At 75.9% G+C, this 2735-nt stretch carries 2 protein-coding genes; both read right to left on the bottom strand.

The window, feature by feature from the left end; genetic code table 11:
* Positions 1 to 1625, bottom strand: a 1625-nt coding sequence (locus ACFV4N_RS42470) for an ABC transporter ATP-binding protein (RefSeq protein WP_499678360.1), incomplete at its 3' end; no start/stop codon positions are given.
* A 7-nt stretch (positions 1626 to 1632) separates the two neighbouring features.
* Positions 1633 to 2529, bottom strand: coding sequence for an alpha/beta hydrolase (locus tag ACFV4N_RS42465; RefSeq protein WP_499678359.1), 897 nt, complete (start codon positions 2527 to 2529; stop codon positions 1633 to 1635).
* Between the last annotated feature and the right edge of the window lie 206 nt (positions 2530 to 2735).

The raw sequence follows: 2735 nt of genomic DNA, 5'->3' as shown, positions 1-2735 counted from the left end.
CCCGCCGAGGACGTCAGGGCACGGCGCACGGCCCGCTCGGTCCGCGGGTCGGCGAACGCCGTCGCCTCGTCGAGCACCAGGACGGGCGCGTCGGCGAGCAGGGCGCGGGCGACCGCGATCCGCTGCGCCTCGCCGCCCGACAGCCGCACCTCCTCGTCGACCACCGTCTCGTACCCGCGCGGCAGTTCCAGCACCCGGTCGTGGATGTTCGCCAGCCGGGCGGCGCGGACCACGTCGTCGCGGTCGGCGTGCGGCACCGCCAGCGCGATGTTGTCCGCGATCGACGCGCGCAGCAGGCGGACGTCCTGGAAGACGAACGACACCGCCCGGTGCAGCTCCCGGCCGTCGACCTCGCGCAGGTCCACCCCGCCCAGCAGCACCGAGCCGCCGGTGGGGTCGAAGAACCGCGGCAGCAGCCGCACCAGCGTGGACTTCCCGCTCCCCGACGGCCCGACGACCGCGGTGACCGTGCCCGGCTCCAGCACCAGGTCGATGCCGCGCAGCACCTCGCGGTCGGCGGAGTAGCCGAACCGGACGCCGCGCAGCTCCACCCGGTGCCCCCGGGGCGCGACGGGGCGCGCGGGCTCCGGCAGCGGCGGCACCGCGAGCACGTCCCGGATCCGGCCGACCGCGCTCCGGGCGGCCCGCACGTCGTCGAAGCCGTGGCCAAGGGCGGCCACCGGGGCGGTCAGGCCCAGCCCGAGCAGCAGGAACGGCAGCAGGTCGGCCGGCGCCAGCTCGCCGGCCGTGATCAGGCCCGCACCGCCGACCAGCACGACCAGCAGCACGAACGGCGGCGACAACGCCACCTGCATCCCCGCCGCGATCGCGGAGACACCCCGCACCCACCGCAGGAAGACGTCCACGAACCCGTCCGCGGCCTTGAGGAACCTGCCGTGGGCGCGCTCGGCGCCGCCGAACGCCTTGACCACCGCGATGCCCTGCACGAACTCGACGACCGAGTCGGAGATCCGCCCCATGGCCGCGTCGAACTCCGCCTGCTCGCGCAGCCGGGCCGGTGTCATCATCAGGGGCACCAGGGCCACGGCCAGCGCCACCGGGACCAGCGTGATCAGCGTGAGCCGCCAGTCGACGGCGAACAGGTAGACCAGCGACACCAGCGGCACCACGAACGCGGAGACCAGCTCGCCGGGCGTGTGGGCGATGAACGGGTGCACGGCGCTCACGTCCTCCCCCACGACCTTCGCCAGCTCCCCGGTCCGGCGCCGGGAGAACCAGCCGATCGGCACGCGCCCCAGCCGCGCGGCCAACAGCCGGCGGAAGGACAGCTGCACCCGGTCGTCGAGGAGGTGCCCGATCCCGGACGACGCGGTCGTGCACAGCAGCCGGACGAGCAGCCCGGTCGCGCCGGCGATCACGACCCCCCGGACGTGACCGTGGTCGACCGGGCCGGGCGACAGCAGCGCGCGGCCCAGTTCGACCACCGCCAGCAACGGCGCGAGCCCCGCGACCGCGCCGATCACCTGGAGCACCACCACGGCGGCGAAACCCGGCAGGTGGGGGCGCAGCAGCCCGGCCAGGCCCCGCTCCCCCGGCGGCGGCGCGGACCTCGGCCCGGCCTCGGCGGGACCCGCGGTCCCGGTTCCCGTCTTCGTCGGTCCCATCGACGGCTCAGCCGGCCAGGCCGCGGCGCAGGGCCGCGCCGAGTTCGGCGTTCTGCCGCTGCGACACCTCGGCGGACAGGATCGCCTGCGACCCGTGGAACGTGCCGGCCCACTGGTGCAGCTCGACCGACACGCCCGCCTCCAGCAGGCGCAGCGCGTAGGCGATGTCCTCGTCCCGGTTCGGGCACAGCTCCGCGGTGGCGATGTAGGCGGGCGGCAGGCCGGAGAGGTCGGTGGCCCGCGCCGGGGCGGCGTAGGGCGTGGCGGGCGCGGAGCCCAGGTAGTGCCGCCACGCCGCGGTGACCTTGTCGCGGTTCATCCACGGCGTGTCGGTGAAGTTCCGCGCCGACCACGTCTCCTGCCGGTCGTCCAGGCCGGGCTGGTTGAGGAGCTGGAACCGGATCGGCGGCCCCTGCTCGTCGCGCGCCCGCAGCGCCACCGCGGCCGCGAGCCCGGCGCCGGCGCTGCGGCCCCCGCCCGCGACCCGCTCCGGGTCGACGCCGAGGTCGGCCGCGTGCTCGACCGCCCACGCCAACACGGCGGAGGCGTCGTCCAGCGCGGCCGGGAACGGGTTCTCCGGCGCCAGCCGGTACCCCACGGAGATCACCACCGCGCCGGAGCTCTCGGCGATCCGGGCGGCCCACGGGTGCTCGGTGTCCAGGTCGCCCATGACGAAACCGCCGCCATGCAGCCAGACGACCGCGCCCCGCGCCCGGTGCGGGCGGTAGATCCGCACCGGCACGTCCGGGTCGGCGGGCACCACGCGGTCCTCGACCTCCATGCCCGAGGTGTCCGGCGGGGGCACGGAGGTGGCCAGCTCGGCGAACCTCGCGCGCGCGGTGGCCGGGTCGGTCAGGTCTGCCTTGGGGAACAGCGGGAGGAACGCTTCCAACTCGGGATCCATGTCGATCATCCTCGCCGCCGTCGCCGCCGGGATCATCCGCCGGCCGTCGCGCGAACCGCCCCGTTCGCGCACCGGTCGTCGCTATCCTCCGGGCATGGAGGCCTTGGCCGAACGACTGTCCCACCTGGACCCGCACGCCGGCGGCGCGCTCCGGGTCGTGATGTTCTACGACACGCTGATGCGGCGGCGGGTGGACATCCCGGCGC

The organism is Actinosynnema sp. NPDC059797, from assembly GCF_042732085.1.
GTDB lineage: Bacteria > Actinomycetota > Actinomycetes > Mycobacteriales > Pseudonocardiaceae > Actinosynnema.
Note: the sequence above shows the minus strand (reverse complement) of the source record. Positions and strands in the feature narration are given on the sequence as shown.